This window comes from Sulfurovum aggregans (genome assembly GCF_055385215.1).
In genome coordinates, this window is record NZ_AP042387.1 from 1,110,448 (window position 1) to 1,131,865 (window position 21,418).

Sequence of the window (21,418 nt, forward strand, 5' to 3'; positions counted from 1 at the left end):
ACATTATATCTAATTTGATATAATCTAAGACAACTTTATATCTTCCTTATCCCTGTGCCTGATACGGGGATGATGAGGATATCATACAAAGGGAAAATTTGGAAAATATCTTGCCTGCTTACAATGACCCGCTTTTCAGTATTTTACTCATAATAGTCATCTCCCTGATCATTGCTGTGGTTACCTATGCCTGGGGACTCTACAGACAACAGAAGGAGCAGGGAAACCTCCTTAAATTCCTGGAAAAATTCGACAGTTCGGAATGTGCTCTTGATACAGGAGATATGCCCTTTGAACCCCATATGTTCAAGCCGTTGGCACTACTTGCAAAGGCATTTGAGAATTCGGGGGAATATCACAAATCCATCAATATCTATCTTTATATCATTAAAAACATCTCTGATGATCTTGCGAAACAGGAACTGCTGGAAAGACTGGGGAATACCTATCTTCATGCAGGATTCCTTGAGCGGGCCAGATCTATCTATGCAGAGATCCTTCGCAAAAAACCCCGTAATGTCCAGGTACTGTATGAACTGGGGGTTGTCTACGAAATGATGCACAAATACGATAAGGCAAAAGAGGTCATAAGCCCATTGGAAATGCTGGGGGAAGATACCCATACCCTTACAAAATTTCTTGAACTCTCTGAAACAAGGTCAGACAAGACGATCCCTACTCCGGAGAAACTGAAAAAACTTACCCGTATTCTGGAAGAAGAACCCAAACTCTATAGAGAAATAGTAAGTGCCATGCTCCAACTGGATACAAAAGCGGCATGGCAGATCATTGACCCTGAACGCCTGAAAGAGGTGATAGATATCCTCTGGTTCTTACCGAATTCACAACTCGATTTGGATATAATCACATCCAATACACAGCTGAGCACACTCTACTATGCCAAGGGATATTTGCAGGAGCCGACTGTCCGGAGCGGTATCTTCAGCCTGGATATGCTGGCTACTGCAAAACAGAGTGGATTCGAGCAGGGAGATCTGCTTTTCTCATACCTGTGTAAAAAATGTAAACAGAGTTTTCCTGCCTCTTTCAGACGATGTCCGAATTGTATGGCGATAAACTCTGTAGAAGTTGAGGAAAAAATTGCAAAATCAAGCCCGAAAACAGATTACTCTCTACTCTGACGGTTCAAGTCTCGGCAATCCCGGGCCCGGAGGCTATGGCGGCATACTGGAATTTAAAGGAAACCGCAAAGAGTACTTTGGCGGAGATGCCCATACTACGAACAACCGCATGGAACTGCAAGGTGTCATTGAAGGGCTGAAACTGCTCAAGGAACCCTGTGATGTAGAAGTCATTTCCGACAGCGCCTATGTCGTTAAAGCGATCAATGAATGGCTGGAGGGATGGGTCAGGAAAAACTTTGCAAAAGTAAAAAATGTAGATCTCTGGAAAGCCTATCTTGAAGCTGCTGCACCGCATAATGTACACGGTACCTGGGTACGCGGGCACAATGGACATCCTGAAAATGAACGCTGTGATGAACTTGCAAAGAATGAAGCAGAACGGATCAAAGCTTTATTATAGCCTCTGTTTGCCATTCTGTCTCCCTCCTATTCCCTTCCATATATATCATTGCAGAAAACCAAATACAATACATTGCTGCAAAACAAAGCAAAAAATGAAAATTCGCATAAAAAACCATAAAGTTGCATATCAATTTTTTGCTATAATGCCAACATTAATTAAAAAAGGAATACACAATGAATGATTACAGTCAACTTGAAAAACGACTGAACTATACATTTGAAAATAAGCAATTGATTATTGAGGCTTTGACACACAAGAGTTATAAAAAGCCTTACAATAATGAGCGGCTTGAGTTTTTGGGAGATGCAGTACTTGACCTGATTGTAGGAGAATACCTCTTTTTCAAATTCCCAAACTCCAATGAAGGTATACTTTCCAAGATCCGTGCATCACTTGTCAATGAAAGCGGTTTCACACTTTTGGCAAAGGCCATTGATCTGGGACAGTATATCTATCTTTCCTCTGCAGAAGAGAACAATAACGGCCGAAATAAACCCTCCCTGCTTTCCAATGCCTTTGAAGCCATCATCGGTGCTATCTATTTGGAAGCAGGTCTCCAGGTAGCCAAAGAGATATCCATTGCTCTTCTGGAAGAGACCCATCCAAAGATAGACCTTGATTCACTTTCCAAAGACTATAAAACAGCACTGCAGGAACTGACACAGGCCACGCATGGAGTAACACCTCTTTATGAAATGCTGGGCTCCTCAGGCCCAGACCACAAAAAAGAGTTTGAGATCGCTGTGATACTGGATGAAAAAACCATCGCCACAGCAAGAGGAAAAAGTAAAAAAGAAGCACAGCAAAAAGCAGCTCAAATTGCACTGGAGAAATTACGTTCATGAATACTTTTGGTAAAAAACTGACCCTCACAACCTTTGGAGAGTCCCACGGTAAAGCCTTAGGGTGCATTCTTGATGGTGTACCCGCAGGACTTCATATAGATGAAGAGTTCATACAGTCTGAACTGGACCGTAGAAAACCGGGAAAGAGCAAACTTGAGACCGGCCGCAAGGAAGAGGATAAATTTGAAATACTCTCCGGAACTTTCGAAGGTGTAAGTACCGGTACGCCTATCGCCATGGTCATCTTTAACACCAATCAAAAATCAAAAGATTATGACAATATTAAAGACCTCTTCCGCCCGGGACATGCTGACTTTACCTACTTTCACAAGTATGGTCTAAGAGACTACCGTGGGGGTGGACGAAGTTCTGCCAGAGAAACAGCTGCCAGAGTGGCAGGTGGTGCCATTGCAAAACTGATGCTTAAAGAGCTGGGTATCTCCATACAAAGCGGTCTTTGTGAAGTAGACGGTATCAAAGGTGAAGTACAGGATTTTGAACATGCAAAGAATTCTAAACTGTATGCCCTTGATCCCAAGATGGAAGCAGCACAGGAAGCTGCTATATTAACTGCGAAAGAGAACCATGATTCAGTTGGTGGTGTAGTCTTAACTACTGCTACAGGCGTACCTATCGGTCTGGGCGAGCCTCTTTACTATAAACTGGATGCCATTCTGGCTGAAGCAATGATGGGCATCAATGCCGCCAAAGCAGTAGAGATAGGTGATGGTGTAGCAAGTACCCACCTTAAAGGAAGTGAAAACAATGACGAGATCTCTCTGAACGGTTTCACAAGCAACCATTCCGGCGGTATGCTGGGTGGTATCAGCAATGGTGACACGATCATCGTCAAAACACATTTTAAACCAACCCCTTCCATTTTTCAGGAACAACGGACCATTACCACCCACAATGAAGAGGTAAAATGCAACCTGAAAGGACGGCATGACCCTTGTGTTGCCATACGCGGTGCCGTAGTATGCGAAGCAATGATGGCACTCACTCTTGCCGATATGACCCTGCTCAATATGGGTAAGAAGATGGAGCATCTAAAAGCACTCTATCCTCAATCCAATTAAAGGCATATATGTGACAAGAATGATAAGCGTTAAAACGCAATGCCGTAAATCACTAAATGATCTATGTAAAATTCAGTACAAGCGAAGCACTAAATGCTGAGTCGTAAGAAATTAGGCTTTGGTATTATCGGTCTTGTACTCATTACAACACTCTATTATTTTACAGCAGGTTCTACCCGGGTTACTGAAGAGTTAAAAAAACAAGTCAATAATGAGTTGACAACTTTACAAGAAAATGGATTTGGGGTACAAGAGAGAAATATAAAAGAGACAGAAGAACATTTCGTGGTAAGTTTTGATGATCCCTCCAAGATCAGCAGTTACCTGACTTCTCAAGGTGTACAGGTTAATCAGAAAGATATTCTTGTATTTAAAGGTTTGAAACTGGGTATAGATGCAGAATATCTTCATGATGGATATAGTATTCTTTCTTTAGATATTTACCCTGTAGGACTTCCGGAAAGCATACTGAAAAGTACAGAGAAAGAAGACAAAGCCGCCATTGAACGTCTAAAAAAGATGATCGTAGACAAAACATTCCTCGTACATCTTGATTTTAATAAGCTGCTCACCGGTTTCAAAGGCTATATCAAGGATATCCATGAAATATTTGAGGAAGAAGAGAAAGTCACATTTGTAAGTCAAGGTTTCAAATTTGAAGGTACCATAGAAAACGGGAAAGTAAAAACAGTCCGGCAGATACTTCAACTTCTCTCTTTGGATGCAGGGAAAGAACTCACTATGAAACTTTCAAATCTTACATCCGACTACACATTCATCGGTCCATCTCCTTATGATGCTAAATCTGATTACCATGTTGAGAAGATTGAAATTCAAGCGGAACCAACATTCTCCATGCTTATGACAAATCTGAATGGATCTGCCGTAAGCAGTGTAAAAAATGATCTTCTCAAGAGTACTATTACAAGCAAAACAGATAAACTTGAAATAACAGAAGAGCAAAAGAAATATAAGATGAATGACGTATGCTTTGATTTCAGTATTGACAACTTGGATGTTGTTGCATTTGAAGCACTTCAACATGTCGATGTCAATGATGCAAAAGCCGTTAATGCACTCAGTCAAAAAATGCTCTCTAAGGGTATTAGCATAATTATTCCAAATTTTTCTGTTAAAAAGATAACACAAAATTGGACAACGATGGATGGATTCAGACTCAGTTCTTCATGGAGCCTTGATAAATCATTTGATATCAGTACAGTCTCTCAAAATCCATTCGCCGTACTTGATGCACTTAGCAGCAAAACAAACATTTCTGTCTCAACAGAACTCTTTACACTTATTGCAAAAGAACCCAGAGCGTTGATACTTTTGATGCTCTTTCCTCCTCTTGAAAAAGAGGGTAAAAAGATCTATGAGATCGAATTTGTCAAAGGAAAACTGACGGTAAATGGAACACCCATGATCTAAAAACCGTAAATAGCTCTGAAAAGTCTCACATTTACAGCTCCAAAACGGAAAGGAGCATAGCAAGACGTAGTTGTATATAGGCTGATTAAAACAGCCGAGGTTCATCCAAACCTTTCACTCTGAAAGTATAGCGATGAAGTTCGCATCTTCCATATTTGACTAAAGCTTCCATATGTGCTTTAGTCCCATACCCTTTATGTTTCTCAAATCCATACTCCGGGTACTTTTTAGCCAATTCTACCATCTCTCTGTCACGTGTCACTTTTGCCAAAATACTCGCGGCACTTACTTCAGGAACTTTATCATCTGCTTTGATCATCGTTGTAATGTTGTCCACACCAAAGGTACTGTTCCCATCAAAAAGATACTCTACATTTGGTAAATATTTCTGTATGCTTTGTAAACCCTCTTGTAAACATTTGGAAATACCCTGTTCATCTACCTCTTTTGCTGAAAAAGAGACAATGTGATAATCAGAGTTTTCAATCACTATAGGGAAAAGAGCTTCACGTCTTTTCTCTGTCAATTTCTTTGAATCCATCAATCCATCAACAGGATTTTTCAATATAACTCCCGCTATGACCAATGGACCGGCCAACGGTCCACGCCCAGCCTCGTCTATGCCGCACAGGGGTAATTTTTTCATTAGCATACTCCGTAGGGTGCGTTTGCCAACGCACCTTTTGTTTGCATGAAGAAAATATCTATTTTGTTATTTGAATACTTGGTGCGTTGGCAAACGCACCCTACAAAAACTTTCATACTAATCCTAACTCTTTTGATATATCACGAATCAATTTTGACAATGGTCGTTTATGTAAATTGTCATCCTCAAACATGTATTTACCAAACAAATCTTGCTTAACCTCTTCTTCTGTTTCCCGTGTAAGTTTAGCTAACTCTTTTATGCAACTGTCTGAATACTCTTGATAATCCAATAAAAAATCCTCTTTAAGCATCAAAGAAAAGTCTTTTTCTTTCTCTACTTGTAAATTCTTGTTCATCATAAAAGGGCGAATTCGCCTATTTCGAAAGTGGAGACTTCAGTCCCACCCTAAAGTTAAAAGGTTTTGTCTAGTTGTTATGTATGTAGAATTTTTGGTGGGACTAAAATCTCCACTTCCTACTATACTTGCGATCGAATATTTTGTTCACAAATGATTGTCGGGATGCACCCAAGGGCATTTCCGATAGGCAGAGCAACCAGACCTACATCAATACACCTCTTTGCGATGTGCCACCCTGATCACAGAAATAAGTAAAAGATTGTTCTCTTTCAAATAGACTATTCTGTAATTCCCTGCACGTTTTCGGTATTTTCCTTTATGTTTACCTTGTAAACTTTTATCAGAAGCAAAATTACCCTTTTTTAAATCTATGATCTTACTTGCCACAAGATTTTGCGTTTTAGTGTCCAGCTTTAAAAACTCTTTTTCTGCACTGGGGTCAAAGATCACTTTATACACTAATCCCAGCCTTTGCAAATACTTCTTCCAATGAAACAGCTGTTGTCTTTCCAGATTTTAAATTGTCTATTCTTTTATCTGCTACCATCTCATCAAGTTTATCAAAGTAAAGTTCAATTGATTTTTCTATAAGGCTTGTGCGTGACTTTTCTAGTTCACTGGCATATTCATCCAACGTCTCTAACATCTCTTTTTCAAGTCTAATATTTATTGCTTGTTTCATAGAGTAATCCTTTTCAGTTTGTATATACAATTGTAGTGCATTTTCATTGGGATGTCAATACCCCTAAGAACTCTTTCCCATACCGTTCAAATTTCACTTCCCCTATCCCATGTACAGCAAGCATCTCTTCTTTGCTTTGCGGTTGTTTCACACTCAGATCTTTCAGTGTCTTGTCTGAAAAGACAATGTATGGAGGAATACCGTTTTCTGAAGCGATATTTGTACGTAATTCACGAAGCTTGTCATACACTTCCACATCATAATCATCAAAATAGGTCACTCTCTTTTTAGTCTGGGCTTTTTGAACAGTAAGCCTCTCTTTTTTAAGTTCAATGCTATGTGCACCTTTAATGACTTCCACACCAAAAGCTGTCAACTTGTAAACCTTGAACTCTCCTATCTCCACTGCACCGAGTTCAAGCAGTTTATCCCCTATCGTAAGCCATTGGCTCTTCGAGTACTCATCTCCTATACCATAGACAGAAAGAGTGTCATGCCCGTTTTGCAGTACCCCCTGCTCTTTGCTCCCTTTGAGTACGTCTATCACATAGTGCAGACCGAAATTCTGTTCTGTCCGTAATATAGTTGAAAGAAGCATACGTGCTGCTGTAGTAATGTCAACCTTTTCACTCTCAGGTGCCGTACAGTTATCACATTTGTCAACACAAGATACTATACGGTCATCAAAGTAGGCAGCAATGCTTTGATGGCGGCAATTTTCAGAATTGGCAAAGCGTACCATACTGTCAAGTTTATTAAAGGCATGTTGTTTGTACGGAGTCTCCGGAAGGTCCTCTATGAACATCTTTTGCTGAACGATATCCTGAGCAGAAAAAAGCAGCAGTGTTTCAGAAGCCACACCGTCTCTTCCTGCCCGTCCTATCTCCTGATAAAAATTTTCCAGAGTTTTAGGCATCGTCATGTGTACCACAAAACGAATGTTGCTCTTATCTATTCCCATACCGAAAGCGATCGTTGCTACGACTATCTGTACTTTGTCTGCCACAAAGTCCGCATAGGTACGATTTTTCTCTTCGGTAGGCAATCCTGCATGGTAAGCCTTGGCTTCAATACCTTTCCCCTGCAGGAAATGTGCAACCGCTTCGGTTGATTTACGTGAAAGTGTATAAATAATACCTGATTCATCTGTATGAAGTTTTAAAAACTCCATAAGCTGAGCCCGTCCGTCTTTGATACGGTGTCTGGCATTGATGGTCAGATTCTCTCTGAAAAGTGAACCTCTTACGCGTTTGGGATCCTGTAAACCCAAATTGGCTGCGATATCCTGCTCCACAGCTTTGGTTGCTGTTGCCGTGAACGCTGCTATGGGTGTAGTGGCAAACTGCTCTTTCAGCAAAGAGAGTCGTCTGTAATTCTCCCTGAACTCGTGTCCCCATTCACTCACACAGTGCGCTTCATCGATGACAAAGAAGTTGATAGGGAGTTGATGAAGCAAATTGAGGAAGTATCCGTTGGTAAGACGTTCCGGTGCCACATAAAGAAGTTTTATTTCACCCCGTTTTAATTGTTCTTCTATCTGCCTGGATTCTTCCATGTCCTGCATAGAAGAGAGCATCGCAGCAGGAATACCATTGGCTTTCAGTGCAACAACCTGGTCATGCATCAGTGCAAGCAAAGGAGAAACGACTACTGTGATCCCTTCCATAAGTAATGTAGGAAGCTGATAACAAAGTGATTTACCTCCCCCCGTAGGAAGTATCATCAATACATCCTGTTTTGCCAAAATAGCATCTACGACCTCTTCCTGCAGAGGCCTGAAAGAGCTGTGTCCAAAATAGTGTTCAAGGGTTTCTAATTTATTCATAACAGAAGTGTAGCGTGTCTACGATCAAAGAGAGTAAAAATATGTCATATTGTCATATTTTTTATGCAAATAAAAAATATGGCACTATCCACACTTGCACAGTTGTCATATTTTTTGCCAAAGATCCTTTAAAATCACCCTATGAACTTACCTTTGCTTTTCAAATCCGTCTCCATGATCTCTATCTCTTTGTATCCGCTGTGTACGATCTGTTCATCCACACTGAAATCAAGATCCCTGTTCCTGTTTTCATAAGGTACTGCGTTTAGAATGGTCTTGATCGCATTGAGTCTGGCTTTAAATTTATTATTGCTGCGTATCACCGTCCATGGAGAGACTTCGGTATGTGTCTGTTTCAGCATTTGATACTTCATCTGTGTGAACTCATCCCATCGCTCCTGCATCTGCACATCGATCTCACTAAGCTTCCATTGTTTCAGAGGATTTATCTCACGTTCGATAAAACGGGCATGCTGCTCCTCTTTGGTGACAGAAAAATAGATCTTGATAAGATAAAATCCATGATTGACAAGATCCTCTTCAAAAGAGGGAACACTTTTCATGAATATCTCATACTGCTCTTTGGTACAAAAGTTAAAAACTGGTTCTACCATCGCACGGTTATACCAACTCCGGTCAAAAAGTACGATCTCTCCGCCTCTTGGAAACTGCTCAACATAACGCTGAAAATACCACTGTGACCGCTGTACATCAGAAGGCTTGCCCAAAGCAACCGTACGATAATGTTTTTCATTCATATAGCGTGTGATACGACGTATTGCACCACCTTTCCCCGAAGCATCACGCCCCTCTACAAGGACGATCATTTTTTGATCCTTATCTTCCAGGTATTTCTGAAGTTTCAGTAACTCCACCTGGTAAGGCTTAAGTGAACTTTCCCGTAAATAATAACTGTACTTTTTGTAAACCTTTTTCTGTAAAGCTTCACTGCCATTGAATTTCTCTAAAAAATCTTCAAATGTCATTCTTTTTCCTAACTGAATTTATATCCGACACCCCAGACAGGATGAAAATAGTTTTGTTCATTTTCCGGGTCTATTTTATTCTTAAGCCGGTTGATTGCCACATTCACTGCATTGTCATTCACTCCATCACCCTCGGAACCCCAAACCTCATCACGAAGAAAATCTCTTGTCAGAGGTTTGTCTATGTATTTCATAAAAGTATAAAGCAGATTGAATTCAAGATTGGTAAGTGAAACTGCCTGTCCGTCAACATACAGATCTTTTTTCACCAGATCCATCGTAAGCGACTTGTACTTGATACGTGCCTGTCTCTGCAGAGCCCCTGAACGTTTTAAAAGGGCTTTGACCCTGAGTGTTAACTCTTTGGGGCTGAAAGGTTTTGTCATATAGTCATCAGCACCTGCTTCAAACCCTGCTTCAAGGTCAGATTCCTGATCTTTGGCCGTTAGAAAGATCACCGGAATATCATAACCTGTCTTTCGGAGGGAAGAGACGAATTCGCTTCCCTCCATGCCGGGAAGATTCCTGTCTAGAAGCAGTAAAGAGGGACTCTCCTCTTCCAGGAACTGTTCCACATTCTCTGTTGACAAAAAACCTGTCACAGAGTAACCCTCTTTTTCAAGATGATACTCTATGAGTTCTAATATATCTTCTTCATCTTCTATGACTATAATTTCAATCTCTTTTTGCATAAAAAGATTATAGCAAAAACTATTAGACTATAACTTTCCACCCATTCGAGCAAATATAATCCTTTGAGCTATACTATCTAGCCTATCTACAATCTTTAAGTTCTTACGAATATATTTAAGCAGATTAAAGTACTCTTCTGCCAAACCGTTTGCTTCACCCATTTTTTGTACTACTGATTTCTCAAGTAGTGCATAGATATCATCTGTTTTTGCATACTCCACATCTATCTCAATAGCAAGTTGTTTGATTTTAGCATTGTCATTGAAGGTTTTAAACATTGCAATGGTTTTACTGAATGCATTAATGGTACATCTATTGATACTCAATGACTCTTTAATAAACTGGATGATATTTACATCATCTTCTGTTAACATACTTTGCATGTTCTTTAAATAATTATTAATATTGGTTCGAATACGGTTGATAGCTGATGTAATCTTCAAGTATGAAACCATCTCTCTTAAGTCTTTTGCTTCTGGTGTATAGCGTGCAAAAATAAGCACAATATCATTATCTATTCTCTCTGTAGTTTTAGTGATATTCTTAAGTGTTTTTCTTACATCTTCTAATTGTTTTGCATCTGACGCTTCTAAAGCTTTCAATGCATCTTCATTGGCCTTTGCCAATATCTCTACAACCTCAACTACCTCATTACGTACTGCATGTCTTGCTTCACTGTATCCTGTTAACATTATCCGAATCTCCCTGTAATATAATCTTCCGTCAACTTTTGTGCGGGGTTGAGAAATATTTTTTCTGTTGTATCAAACTCTGCCAAGTCACCCAAATACATAAACGCTGTGTAGTCACTCAAACGACTTGCCTGCTGCATATTGTGTGTTACGATAACTACTGACACCTCTTCTTTAAGTTCAGCAATAAGCTCTTCTATGGCTCCGGTAGAGATAGGGTCCAGTGCCGAGGTCGGCTCATCAAAAAGCAGTACTCTTGGCTTTAGTGCAACTGCTCTGGCGATACAGAGACGCTGCTGCTGCCCGCCACTCATACCCAATGCACTCTCTTTAAGTCTGTCTTTGGTCTCATCCCAAATGGCAGCCCCTTTAAGTGCCTTTTCTACACGTCCTTCCAATTCATTCCTGTTTTTAATACCTGAGAGCCTAAGTCCATAAGCAACATTATCAAAAATGCTCATAGGAAAAGGAGTAGGCTTTTGAAAGATCATTCCTACTTCCTGACGAAGTTTGATGAAGTCATTCTCTTTTTTAAGGTCCAAAATATTTTGTTTTGTACCATTTTCATGGTAAAGGTTTATTTTACCTTCATACTTATTTCCCGGGTAAAGGTCATGTATACGGTTCATTGCTCTAAGCAGCGTAGATTTACCACAGCCGCTTGGACCTATCATCGCAGTAATTTTATTTTCTTCAATAGGAAGATCGATCTTTTTCAATGAAGGCTTCTCAGCGCCTGCATACGTAAATGAAAAATCTTTGATCTCCATTACCAAGTTCTCTTTTGCCATTATCATTCCTTTTTATTTTACTTATTTTGATTTTGAGAGAGATACGACAAAGGAGCACTCAACCCCGAAAGGGGCGCTTGCGTCTGCGACTGCCAGAGTATCTATCTCAAAATCTCTCCCTTACTTTTTATTTCTTATTGCAAATCGACCGATAAGGTTGATACAAAGTACAATTACCGTCAATATAAATGAAGCTGCCCATGCCAACTCACGACTCTCTAGGTCTGGATAGGTTGCAAGGTTGTAGATGCTTACTGTAAGGGAAGGGAACTGCCCTGCTAAATCCATCGTAAAAAACTGATTGTTTGACGAGGTAAAAAGTAGTGGTGCAGTCTCCCCAATGATACGTGCAAATGAAAGAAGTACCCCAGTGGTAATCCCTACTTTTGCAGCCTTTACAACAATTTGTAAAATAATTTTATGCTTACTGCCACCTAGAGCCATTCCTGCCTCTCTAAGCTCTTGAGGTACGAGAGCTAACATATTGTCTGTTGTTGAAATGATGATAGGTATCATCATAATAGCCAGTGCAACTGCACCTGCCCAACCATTGTACCCACCAAACGGATCTACCAAAAGGGCATAAACAAAGACACCAATTACAATAGAAGGTGCAGACATCATCACATCACTAAGGTTACGAATAACCGAAGCTAGTTTAGAACCATGCCCATACTCTCTAAGGTAAATTCCTGCCATCATACCTACAGGAACTGCAATAAATGTTGCTAAGAGTGCCATGGTAAATTGTCCTACAAGCAAATTTCGAATTCCACCTTGCACAAGGTCATTGGTAAAGGTACTCCAGTGAATACTGGTAATCCCTTTATATGAAAGTGTTGCAAGAATCCAAAAAAGAAAACCGATCCCAATTACTGCGGAGAGTGTAGAGAGTAATAAAATAATTTTATTTAAAAGTAATCTATTCATTATTTAACCCTTTTCATTTAACTTTTTTTCCTAAGAAATAAAACTTAGCAGTTGAGATAATGGCAAAACTCACCACAAAGAGAATGAGTGCCAAGAAATACATAGAACTCATCTCTAAATCTTCTGCTTCTGCAAAGTTATTTGCAAGAAGTACTGGTATTGATGTGGTAGGGTCTGTTACTTTACCTACCGTAGCCATCACAGAACCAATGAGGAATGCCACAGCCATCGTCTCACCTAGTGCACGTCCAAGTGCCAAGATGATAGAACCTATAATTCCACCTTTAGAGTAAGGCATAATGACATCTTTAATCACTTCAAACTTTGTTGCACCCATAGCATAGGCTGACTCTTTGAGTACATGGGGTGTAGTATTCATAGAGTCTCTTGTAATGGCTGCCATAAAAGGAATAATCATAATAGCCAGCACTATCCCCGCAGTAAGTAATCCAACACCATTCCCGCCAACTGTAGATTGCACAATAGGCGCAAAGTAAAACAGTCCCCACATACCATAGATAATACTTGGTATTGCAGCTAATAACTCTATAGCAATAGAGACTGGCTTAGCTACTGTCGTTGAAGCAATTTCAGTTAAAAAAATAGCAATTCCCATCGCAAGTGGTGTAGCAATAATCATAGCAATCAAGGTACTAAGCAGTGTACCTATTATAGGAATATACCCACCAAATATGCCACCTTCATCATCTTCCCCTGGCTCCCATTGTTCTGTCCATAAGAAATCAAATCCAAACTCATGTAGTGCATCTTGTGCATATGTAAAGAGAATAGAAAAGATACCTATGAGTAGAAAAAATGAAAGTGTCGCAGAGAAAAATGAGAAATTTCTAAAGAGTCTTGCACCCAACATTAATCAACCTTCCTTCAATACTAAGATGATGGGATTTTATGCTAATTTGGTAACATTTTGGATACAAGAAGAATATCCACATATATAAAGTCAAAACGTATTCAAGGAGTTACAAAATATATGTGGAGTTTGTGTGAGCATTTCTGCCCACGAAGAGAATATAAGTTAATGAAAACTATTTAATTTTTTTAGCTTCCCAGTATCCTCTAATCGCATCTTTTGTAGATGCTGGAAGCGGTACATAACCAAGGTCTGCTGCTGCTTTGTCACCATTTTCATATGCCCATTCCATGAATGCTGTTACTTGCTTGTTCGTCTCAGTTTTTTCTTCTGGAAGAAGGATGAATGTTGCCGCTACGATAGGATACGATGTAGCACCTGCCGGGTCACCGATCACTGCATAGAAATCATTCTCTGCTGTCCAAGTCGCATACTTCGCTGCATCCTGGAATGATGAAACTGTCGGGTTGATAAATTTACCCTCTTTATTTTCGATTTGTGCTGCTGGTAAACCAAGTTTTGTTTTATACGAGTACTCAATGTAACCAATAGAACCTTTGATTTGTTGAATATTTGCTGATACACCTGAATTAGATTTACCTGCAACAACTTTGTGAGCTTTCCATGTTGGTTTTTTACTTACTTTTATCTCTGGATTAATTTTATTCAAGAAGTATGTAAAGTTAAATGTTGTACCCGATTTATCTGCTCTTACTGCTACGGTAATAGGCTCATGCGGAAGCTTAAGCCCTGCATTCTCTTTAGTGATCACGGCATCATCCCAGAAACTTGCTTTTCCTGTAAAGATCGCATCGATCGCCGCACGACTAAGTTTTAATTCACCATCTTTTACTCCATCAAGATTATACGCAAGTACAATAGACCCAACTACTGAAGGGAACATGTAGAGTTTTGCATCTCTTAATTTTTCTGGCTTAAGTGGTTTATCTGAACCTGCGAAATCTACCATTCTTTTTTTGATTGATTTGATACCATCACCAGAACCTGTTGGTGTATAGTTTACTTTTTTACCAGTTGCTGCAAAATACTCTGCTGTCCATGCTTTATATACTGGACCGGGGAAAGAAGCCCCTCTACCTTTAAGTTCATCTGCATGTACTGCTGTTAATGCCACTGAAGCTATAAGAGCTGCTGTTACAAGTTTTTTGAATGTCATCTATTTTTCCTTCGAAAATTTTAGTATCCATTTGGATTGGGTGAAGTATAAAATAACTTGGAAACATTTTGGTTACAAGCTATTTTTTCTTTCTGAAGAGATGATATTGCTCTTTTTTTAGTAGTTTTTCTATATATATTTCATCAACTCTTTTAGTACTTTTCCATAGCCCTGAAGGCAATCGTACCTCTAATTTATTTTTGTCTCTAAGTTTTATAATTTTTTTAGCTGCCAAGATTTTTTTTACTGGAGAGAAATCTTCATTCGTTAAATCTATATCTTTTTTATAAAAGAGTGTTTGGTTTTTAAAATTACCCCAGTTTGGAATCCCCTCTTCCGTATAGAAAATTTCATAATCATTGTCAAATTCTACTCTCAACGTATAGTGGCTATCGGTAAATATCTCAACAATCTTACCCTTACCAAAAATTAAATCATATACTTTTCTCTCTACTTTTGCTTTTTTAAAATATACCATATCAGTCGATATACCTTTTTCTTTTATTTTCTTTCATTAAATCAAGATCTACTAAAATAAATCCATCTATGCAGTAGTTAAAATGTTTGTCATACCCAAAGTCTAAAAATTTCACACCACCCTCTTCACACAATTCAGCATATTGTTTATAGAGGGTGGGAATAGTAAATCCCATATAACTAAGTTCTTCTTTGAGTACTCTTTGGTCTGCACGATAATCATATCCACAAAAAACCTCTTTACAGTAGGTTCTTAATTCCTTAGGCATTTTATAATGTGCCTTATGCTTGACAAGATTTTCTTTTATACCAAAATAGTGTGTATAAAAATAAATCAACAATGATTTTGCCTCTAATGTAAAACTATCACTCAAACTTACAGGACCAAAAAGATAGCGAATATTTGGACGTGTACGTACATAAGCACCAATTCCCTGCCATAAATAATCCAATGCTCTAGAGTTCCAGTATTTAGGTTGAACAAAACTTCTTCCCAACTCTAAACCCAATGCCATATAAGGCTCAAAACCTTCATGAAAATTAAAAAGTGTACTGGTATAAAGCCCATCTACTCCAAAATCTTCCACTATCTCTCTACAATCACCTATACGATATGCACCTGCAATTTCTAAATTTTCATCATCCCAAATCACTAAATGCTTATAATAAAAATCATAACTATCTATATCTCTCTTCTCTCCAGTACCTTCACCTACATGACGAAAACTGATCTCTCTTAATCTTCCTATTTCCTTAATGACACAGTTCTCTACCACACTCTCATAAAGTATAATTTTTTTACCATCAGTCGTTTCACCTAAAAGCTGCCCATTTTTAAGCTCTGCTTTTATGTCACTGGGTGCTTCAGCAAGTGAAATACCTTTTTCTACTTTAAAAATATTTTTCTTACCCTTTGCCACTCTGTAAAAATGTTTTCTCAAAAGTTTTACTGCTTCTTTTTGAGGAAGTTTTGAAATATAGTAACTCTCATAAGGAATAGGGTTACCAATGGTAAAACCTATTTCTTTTCCTTTGGCTTTAAACATCTCATGTGGCAGTGTGGCAGTAGCTAAAGAACGATTTACCATAGAGAGCATATAAAAACTTTTTGAATTGCTCGCCTTAATATGTATAGGTAATATAGGTGATTGTGTTTTTGATGCTATTTTATAAAACCCTGTTTTCCAAGCAGTATCCCTTATACCATTGTGTCTTGCTCTACTTACCTCTCCTGAGGGAAAAATAATTACAGCCTCTTCATTGTCTAAAGCACCATATATCCCTTCCAAGGTTGCCTTGGTTGTCTTTCCTGTAATATTATCTACAGATATGATCAACTTTTGAAGATTCTCAAACTGTCCTAAAAATGCATTGGCTACTATTTTAATATCTTTCCTAACATCTTTAAGTAAATGTATCAATGCCATAGCATCGAGTGCACCCAAAGGGTGATTTGCAATAATGACTACCCGTCCATATGAGGGAATACGATCCATCTCGTTCTTATTAATTTTGATTCCTACATCAAAATACTCAACCACAGACTCAACAAAACTAAACGTATCTTTATGTGCATTATTTGCTAAAAAAGTATTAATCTGATTTTCATGGAAGATTCTCTTTACTGTCGAGAAAATAAGCTTCTTTGCCAAAGCAGGGAAATGCTCTACAGTAGGATAATGATGGGTTAAATAATTCTCTACACTAAGCTGTTGCATTAAGCTATCCTGTAAAGTTCATTCACTTCTCTTAAAAAATGTTCTTTGACTGCTTTGGTTTTTTTATATGCAGCATACAATTCTTCTACAAGTTCCCACTCTTCATAAATGATTTCATAAGCTTCTTCTTCTGCTATGCCAAATGCTTTAGACAAATATTTTGCTAATTTTGCTAATTTTTTTTCAGAAACAGCTTCTCTATCTTGCATTATATTCTCCATATTTAAGATATGGAATTGTAAATAGAAAATATAACTAAATGATTACAAAAAAGTTACAGAAGTGTTACTGATTATAAAATTAATGCCGATCAATATTCAGACGCTCCTCATACTTTTTCAGTTTTTTCTCAAAGTCACCTACCGATATTTTTTGCACTAATTTTTCTCTTTTTTCAAGTCTGTATCCTAATTTCTTTTCAAAATCTAAAAGCTTGATAGATTTATAAAGTTCTATAATTTTTAAATTGGTTAGACCCCCAAGAAAATTTCTAAGTAACACTAATTTCTTTCTTTTATAGACCTCTTTTGAATGTTGTTCATTCTCTAGGAAAGCAAGTGCATTTCTGTATGTACTGCTATCTATTAATTCTAGCTCAAAATCTTTTGTAATAAAGTATTCTGCCACCGTTTCAAAATAGTGTTTAAACGGTTTTTTAATGTTGTTTACTTTTTTAGAACCCCATAAATACTTTGCTGCAACCTTGTGAAAATCATTCCTTAATGCTTCTATTTCCATATTTATTGGTACCAACTCTCCTTGTTGAGAGAGTTTAAAATTTCGGTTAAATGCCATAGAGATACTATTCATTATATTTTGAAATTCTGTTTTAGCATGACTCTCTTGGTTTAATAGCAATATAAGTAACTCTTTGATACTGGTGGTATCGATATGTTTTTTTGTGAAATCTTGCAGATTGGGGATGTTCAAACTTACAAGTTTACGTATATCTTTCACACGTACTTTACTTCTAAGTGTACGCACCAATATCTCTGTTAGCTTCTCTTTACTATAGATATTCAGTGAATCAATAATATCCGTCACTCTATATCTATTCTCATCAGCTATATCCATCGCCTGGCAAAGTATCGTTTTGTTATGTTCATTTTTAATCTCGATACCTTTAGATACTAAATACTTCTCTTCGAGCATTATCCCATACGTCAAATCATCTTGAAACATCATATACTCAGGATACTCTTTTAGCTCTTTTTTTCTTTTAATGAGTGAAGCAAAAGCATACCGTCGTATATCCATAGGCAACAAATCAAACAATGCATATTTTTCTATACGTCTAAAATTATTCAAATTTGCATTAAAATGTACTGGTCTATCTAAAGAAGCGGATGCTTTGAGCAACACTTTATTTAATATCACTTCTCCATCATGACTAAATGCAGTATGCCCAATATCATGTAGCATACCTATGATTTTTGCTATGCTATAGAAGTTAAGATTAATTCCATCTCCCAATTGTCTACTTACACTATTTAAGAGATATTCCGTACTTAATCCCACTTCTATAGAGTGACTATAACGATTACGTATGCTATCTTTTGTTTTTTTAGAAAGATACATAGGAATATCTTTCAATCGGACAAAAATTTTATGCCCGACAATATACATCTCACACTCTTCTATGAGACGCCTGTCTACAACATCATTCAAATGCTTCCTTTACTTTTACTCAAAGATACTTTCACTAAATTCTGCATACTTTCCACGTACAGCTTTTTGTAATTCTACAGCAAACATATTGATCTGCTCATGTTCATTTTTAGTCTCTTTAAGTAATTTTGTCAATCCATTATTATATCTATTTAAATAAAAATTATCTATCTGTCTATTAGAACCTATGACGATAGCCATACAAGAATTATCAAGCCTTGAAAGTATCAGTTGGGTTGTTTTTTCTGAACTGTTTTGCCACTCATCCAGTATCACTATAGCATCACTAAGGGTTCTTCCTCTAGCTTCCCCAGGCCACAATTTTTCTATACGATACTTTCCTATGAGTTCTAAGATTTTATTTTCCACCGTGTTGACATTATCTTGATTATCTTTTTTCTTGAGAAGTTTTTTAGCTATATGTTCTAATGTATCATTTAGTGCCATATTATACACACGGAATTTTTCATCATTTCCAGCTAAATACCCTACATCTGCACCTTTATCTAAACTTTCTATAGAGTTACGTACATAAATAATTTTATCATAATGCTTTTTATCTATAAGCCTCATCGCTGAAGCAAAAGCCAACAGTGTTTTTCCACTACCTGCCTTTGCATCTACCACTATTAGATCATAAAAATTACTCAACATTGCTTTCATATAAAACTTTTGTTCCAAGTTCACAGGTTTAATCTTTAGAGCTCTAAAGTCATTGTCTCCCATCAATTCTACAAGACCATTACGTATAATGGCATAATAAGAATTCCCATCATCTAAGTTAAACGTATATGAGAAATTGCTTAGCTCGTAGGTAGGATCTATATCTATGATATTGGCATGCTTTAATTTTTTTATAGAGATAGAGGGAAGTGATATCGTTTTTACAAACATGAATTTTGGTACGGTATCTTTATCATCATGCAATGTCTCTGTTTTAATATTTTTTAAAATACTAAACATACGTGCATAGACATCAAGAGAAACAAAAATTATTTTAAGCCCTTTATAATAAGCTTGAGCAACAACAGCAACTTCTATGATACGCTTATCATTACTTTCACTGGTATAGACACTATCAATGTCTGTCTCATATCTATCTTTAGAAATAATATGAATAACAATGTCATCTATAAAGAATTTAGCAACCTTATATCCATCCTTGTGATGTGCTTCTTTTACTTTTGCTTTGGCAAGGAGTCTTGCAAATTCACGTGCTTGATATCCTATCTCTCCAAGTACTTTCTTTTTCTCTTCCAACTCTATGAGTACAGTCTCTGGAAATACAATAATGTTTTTCCCATTTTCAGATAATTTAGTAATATTATAAATATCATTCAATACCACATTGGTATCTACGACATATACTTTTGATTTTCTTGCCTTCACTCGTCCCCCTAAGTAGATTCTTTTTTACTTTTAGATAAAGTCATCAATGCTATGTACCAGTCCTCTTGTGCTGTTTTCTCAATATCTTTTAATTCTACTTCAATCCCAGCATTGCATAATCTACTCTCTTTTATATAGTTTAAAGGGATTTTTAATACACCATTACAGTACTCTTTTGCGTAGCAAACATGGCTATATCCTCTTAGACACCATGCACTATCAAGTTCCATAATAGGTATTAAAAATCGTCTATTCATAACAAAACTCTCTATTTTACTTCATACACAACAGTTGATTCACTCACCTCAAATGCAAATAAGAGTAAATCTTTCCCATTTAGAGACTTGGATACCGGGATAATTTTCATACCTTCAGGTGAAATACCTCCATAAACACTGCTAGCCTCTTGGTTTGTTTCATAACAATTTAGTTTTTCAAGTGTACCTTCAATTTTATTGCATACATCAAATAGTAACCCTACGGACAATACAATAAATACCACATAATTTTTTATTTTCATAATTCATCTCCATACTTATTTTAGAAGAGCATAATTATTTTTAGTAACAAAATGATTACAAATTTATATCTCTTGGACATCAATATCAATGAACTGAAAACCTATGAAGGAGATCATGAACTGTTGGAAAAATCAGAATATTATAAATTTAATATACCTGTTTCAAATATTATTAAAGAGTTTGACAGACCTATAGAAGAAATTTCTTGGTGCTATGTAAAAGGCTTTAAAGAAAAGCTATTGACAAAATTTTATCCATAGCCTTGCAGGATAAGAGACACAAGTATGTCTCTTAGTATTTCAACTATGCAGCTTTTTTAATTGCTTTTTTTGCTACTTTTTTTGCTACTTTTTTCTTAGTTGGCGCTTTTTTCAAAACAAGCTTTGTTACTTTTTTTGCAACAGCTTTTGTATTTTTCTTTTTAATCACTTTTTTTGCCACAGCCTTTTTAGTTGCTTTTTTTACAACACTCTTTACTACTTTTTTCTTAAGTGCTTTCTTTGCCGGTTTTCTCACTGTTTTCGCCATAAACGATCCTTTAATATTTTGATTTATTAATTACTATTAGTAATATAATATAGTAATTATATATTTATTATTCTTAATTATTTCTTTTATTTTATATATTTTCTCTATAAAATATGGTATTATCCTACATAAAATCATTTATATAGGGTAGACAATGACATTCATAGAATTTAAAAAAATGCTTTTAGATGCTGATATTAGTTTGCCTAAATTTTCTAAACTTATAAAAGTAAGTGAAAAAAATATTCAATCATATAAAAAGAAAGGTGAAGTACCTAATACTATTGCAGTCGTAGCAACTTGCTTTGCCAAGATGCATAAAGAAGATATAGACTATCGCAGTATCATTGAAGATCTTGAGTTGCAAGCCAAAACCAAAAAGGGTGCTGGCTTTGCAAAAAAGCAAAAAAAAGAAAACTAACAGAGCCATCTGAACATAAAAAGGGGTGGGTTCTAATCTAAAAGAGGGTACCAGATTATAGTATATGATACAAGTAAACTTGATAATTTCAGTATGGCTCTTTTAGTTTTTTATGAACATCATAATACTAATTGATAAC

General features: G+C 37.0%; 27 protein-coding genes. 7 read left to right on the plus strand and 20 right to left on the minus strand.

Annotated elements, in window-relative coordinates; translation table 11 throughout:
- Positions 1-98: 98 nt before the first annotated feature.
- From ACZ48W_RS05500 to ACZ48W_RS05520, 5 genes are all read left to right on the plus strand, one after another.
- On the plus strand, positions 99-1,142 hold the full coding sequence (locus ACZ48W_RS05500; RefSeq protein WP_464830364.1) for a tetratricopeptide repeat protein: 1,044 nt from the start codon (positions 99-101) through the stop codon (positions 1,140-1,142).
- Positions 1,102-1,545 carry a ribonuclease HI gene (gene rnhA, locus ACZ48W_RS05505; RefSeq protein WP_464830365.1) on the plus strand — a complete coding sequence of 148 codons (444 nt, stop codon included), beginning with the start codon at positions 1,102-1,104 and terminating at the stop codon, positions 1,543-1,545. The genes ACZ48W_RS05500 and rnhA overlap by 41 nt, the downstream gene beginning before the upstream one ends.
- A gap of 176 nt (positions 1,546-1,721) precedes the next feature.
- Complete coding sequence (gene rnc / locus ACZ48W_RS05510; protein WP_464830366.1) at positions 1,722-2,393, plus strand: ribonuclease III; 672 nt, start codon at positions 1,722-1,724, stop codon at positions 2,391-2,393.
- Positions 2,390-3,472 (plus strand): chorismate synthase, encoded by a 1,083-nt coding sequence (gene aroC, locus ACZ48W_RS05515; RefSeq protein ID WP_464830367.1) that lies wholly within the window; start codon positions 2,390-2,392, stop codon positions 3,470-3,472. The genes rnc and aroC overlap by 4 nt, the downstream gene beginning before the upstream one ends.
- A 93-nt stretch (positions 3,473-3,565) precedes the next feature.
- On the plus strand, positions 3,566-4,903 hold the full coding sequence (locus ACZ48W_RS05520; RefSeq protein WP_464830368.1) for a YdgA family protein: 1,338 nt from the start codon (positions 3,566-3,568) through the stop codon (positions 4,901-4,903).
- An 85-nt stretch (positions 4,904-4,988) separates the two neighbouring features.
- On the opposite strand, the gene ACZ48W_RS05525 is transcribed toward ACZ48W_RS05520, so the two are convergent.
- The 19 genes from ACZ48W_RS05525 to ACZ48W_RS05615 all read right to left on the minus strand — a co-directional run bounded on the left by ACZ48W_RS05525 (position 4,989) and on the right by ACZ48W_RS05615 (position 20,329).
- Entirely contained in the window at positions 4,989-5,549 is a 561-nt protein-coding gene (locus ACZ48W_RS05525) for a ribonuclease HII (protein ID WP_464830369.1), read from the minus strand.
- Between the two features lie 112 nt (positions 5,550-5,661).
- Positions 5,662-5,910, minus strand: coding sequence for a hypothetical protein (locus tag ACZ48W_RS05530; RefSeq protein ID WP_464830370.1), 249 nt, complete (start codon positions 5,908-5,910; stop codon positions 5,662-5,664).
- A 207-nt stretch (positions 5,911-6,117) separates the two neighbouring features.
- Positions 6,118-6,369, minus strand: a complete 252-nt coding sequence (locus ACZ48W_RS05535; RefSeq protein ID WP_464830371.1) for a type II toxin-antitoxin system RelE family toxin — start codon at positions 6,367-6,369, stop codon at positions 6,118-6,120.
- Positions 6,362-6,592: a ribbon-helix-helix protein, CopG family gene (locus ACZ48W_RS05540; RefSeq protein ID WP_464830372.1), complete on the minus strand. Its 231-nt coding sequence runs from the start codon at positions 6,590-6,592 to the stop codon at positions 6,362-6,364. Before ACZ48W_RS05540 ends, ACZ48W_RS05535 begins: the two co-directional genes overlap by 8 nt.
- Before the next feature lie 43 nt (positions 6,593-6,635).
- Positions 6,636-8,417 carry a DNA helicase RecQ gene (recQ, locus tag ACZ48W_RS05545; protein WP_464830374.1) on the minus strand — a complete coding sequence of 594 codons (1,782 nt, stop codon included), beginning with the start codon at positions 8,415-8,417 and terminating at the stop codon, positions 6,636-6,638.
- Positions 8,418-8,551: 134 nt separating this feature from the next.
- The gene (gene ppk2, locus ACZ48W_RS05550; RefSeq protein WP_464830375.1) at positions 8,552-9,403 is read right to left on the minus strand and encodes a polyphosphate kinase 2; all 852 of its coding nucleotides are present in this window, start codon (positions 9,401-9,403) and stop codon (positions 8,552-8,554) included.
- 8 nt (positions 9,404-9,411) lie between these two features.
- Positions 9,412-10,095, minus strand: coding sequence for a response regulator transcription factor (locus ACZ48W_RS05555; protein ID WP_464830377.1), 684 nt, complete (start codon positions 10,093-10,095; stop codon positions 9,412-9,414).
- 27 nt (positions 10,096-10,122) lie between these two features.
- Entirely contained in the window at positions 10,123-10,788 is a 666-nt protein-coding gene (locus tag ACZ48W_RS05560) for a phosphate signaling complex PhoU family protein (RefSeq protein ID WP_464830379.1), read from the minus strand.
- Entirely contained in the window at positions 10,788-11,579 is a 792-nt protein-coding gene (pstB, locus tag ACZ48W_RS05565) for a phosphate ABC transporter ATP-binding protein PstB (protein WP_464830380.1), read from the minus strand. The genes ACZ48W_RS05560 and pstB overlap by 1 nt, the downstream gene beginning before the upstream one ends.
- A gap of 120 nt (positions 11,580-11,699) precedes the next feature.
- Positions 11,700-12,509 carry a phosphate ABC transporter permease PstA gene (gene pstA / locus ACZ48W_RS05570; RefSeq protein ID WP_464830381.1) on the minus strand — a complete coding sequence of 270 codons (810 nt, stop codon included), beginning with the start codon at positions 12,507-12,509 and terminating at the stop codon, positions 11,700-11,702.
- A 13-nt stretch (positions 12,510-12,522) separates the two neighbouring features.
- A complete protein-coding gene (pstC, locus tag ACZ48W_RS05575) occupies positions 12,523-13,380 on the minus strand; it encodes a phosphate ABC transporter permease subunit PstC (RefSeq protein WP_464830382.1) in 858 nt (285 codons plus the stop codon).
- Positions 13,381-13,555: 175 nt separating this feature from the next.
- Positions 13,556-14,557, minus strand: a complete 1,002-nt coding sequence (gene pstS, locus ACZ48W_RS05580) for a phosphate ABC transporter substrate-binding protein PstS (RefSeq protein ID WP_464830383.1) — start codon at positions 14,555-14,557, stop codon at positions 13,556-13,558.
- A 79-nt stretch (positions 14,558-14,636) separates the two neighbouring features.
- Positions 14,637-15,035 carry a hypothetical protein gene (locus tag ACZ48W_RS05585; RefSeq protein ID WP_464830384.1) on the minus strand — a complete coding sequence of 133 codons (399 nt, stop codon included), beginning with the start codon at positions 15,033-15,035 and terminating at the stop codon, positions 14,637-14,639.
- Between the two features lies 1 nt (position 15,036).
- Positions 15,037-16,752: a bifunctional ornithine lipid synthase OlsF gene (gene olsF / locus ACZ48W_RS05590; RefSeq protein WP_464830385.1), complete on the minus strand. Its 1,716-nt coding sequence runs from the start codon at positions 16,750-16,752 to the stop codon at positions 15,037-15,039.
- The gene (locus ACZ48W_RS05595) at positions 16,752-16,961 is read right to left on the minus strand and encodes a hypothetical protein (RefSeq protein ID WP_464830386.1); all 210 of its coding nucleotides are present in this window, start codon (positions 16,959-16,961) and stop codon (positions 16,752-16,754) included. Before ACZ48W_RS05595 ends, olsF begins: the two co-directional genes overlap by 1 nt.
- 91 nt (positions 16,962-17,052) lie before the next feature.
- Positions 17,053-18,420, minus strand: coding sequence for a hypothetical protein (locus ACZ48W_RS05600; RefSeq protein WP_464830387.1), 1,368 nt, complete (start codon positions 18,418-18,420; stop codon positions 17,053-17,055).
- A 15-nt stretch (positions 18,421-18,435) separates the two neighbouring features.
- On the minus strand, positions 18,436-19,809 hold the full coding sequence (locus ACZ48W_RS05605) for a PhoH family protein (RefSeq protein ID WP_464830388.1): 1,374 nt from the start codon (positions 19,807-19,809) through the stop codon (positions 18,436-18,438).
- Positions 19,810-19,817: 8 nt separating this feature from the next.
- Positions 19,818-20,066 carry a hypothetical protein gene (locus tag ACZ48W_RS05610; RefSeq protein ID WP_464830389.1) on the minus strand — a complete coding sequence of 83 codons (249 nt, stop codon included), beginning with the start codon at positions 20,064-20,066 and terminating at the stop codon, positions 19,818-19,820.
- An 11-nt stretch (positions 20,067-20,077) separates the two neighbouring features.
- A complete protein-coding gene (locus ACZ48W_RS05615; RefSeq protein ID WP_464830390.1) occupies positions 20,078-20,329 on the minus strand; it encodes a hypothetical protein in 252 nt (83 codons plus the stop codon).
- Positions 20,330-20,380: 51 nt separating this feature from the next.
- Here ACZ48W_RS05615 and ACZ48W_RS05620 point away from each other — a divergent pair, with 51 nt between their 5' ends.
- On the plus strand, positions 20,381-20,590 hold the full coding sequence (locus tag ACZ48W_RS05620; RefSeq protein ID WP_464830391.1) for a hypothetical protein: 210 nt from the start codon (positions 20,381-20,383) through the stop codon (positions 20,588-20,590).
- Between the two features lie 43 nt (positions 20,591-20,633).
- Here ACZ48W_RS05620 and ACZ48W_RS05625 read toward each other — a convergent pair whose 3' ends face one another.
- Positions 20,634-20,858 (minus strand): hypothetical protein, encoded by a 225-nt coding sequence (locus tag ACZ48W_RS05625; protein WP_464830392.1) that lies wholly within the window; start codon positions 20,856-20,858, stop codon positions 20,634-20,636.
- Between the two features lie 154 nt (positions 20,859-21,012).
- Between ACZ48W_RS05625 and ACZ48W_RS05630 the strand changes: the two genes are divergently transcribed.
- Entirely contained in the window at positions 21,013-21,279 is a 267-nt protein-coding gene (locus ACZ48W_RS05630; RefSeq protein ID WP_464830393.1) for a hypothetical protein, read from the plus strand.
- Positions 21,280-21,418 lie beyond the last annotated feature (139 nt).